Origin of the sequence: Burkholderia sp. SIMBA_051 (assembly GCF_046534915.1) — a bacterium.
GTDB lineage: Bacteria > Pseudomonadota > Gammaproteobacteria > Burkholderiales > Burkholderiaceae > Burkholderia > Burkholderia ambifaria.
On the sequence record NZ_JAWRXS010000079.1, the window covers coordinates 1 to 382 of the forward strand.

1 protein-coding gene is annotated in these 382 nt (G+C 70.2%); it reads left to right on the plus strand.

The window, feature by feature from the left end; all coding sequences use genetic code 11:
* Window positions 1-382: LysR substrate-binding domain-containing protein (locus SB771_RS33625; protein ID WP_410721871.1), on the plus strand; the 382-nt coding region annotated here is incomplete at both ends.

The following is a 382-nucleotide window of genomic DNA, read 5'->3' on the forward strand; positions in this document are numbered from 1 at the left end:
TGGCGATGCTGTCGGGCGACAGCCCGGGCATCCAGGTCGAACCGGTGCTGACCATGAACTGCGTGGCGGTGCTGCCCAAGGGCCACCGGCTGACCAAGCTGAAAAAGCTCAAGCCCGCCGACTTTGCCGGCGAGCCCTTCATCGCCTTCCCCAGCGCCACGCCGCTGCGGGAGAAGATCGACGCGGTCTTCAAGGCCGCCAAGGTCGAGCGCCAGACGGTGGCCGAGGCCGGGCTGGGTTCGTCGGTATGCGCGTTGGTCGGCGCCGGCCTGGGCGTGGCGCTGATCAACCCGCTGGCGGCACGCGAGGAATACGAGGCCAACGGCGTCGAGGTCCGCCCCTTCAGCCCGGCGGTGCCGGTCACGGTGGCGCTGCTGTACCC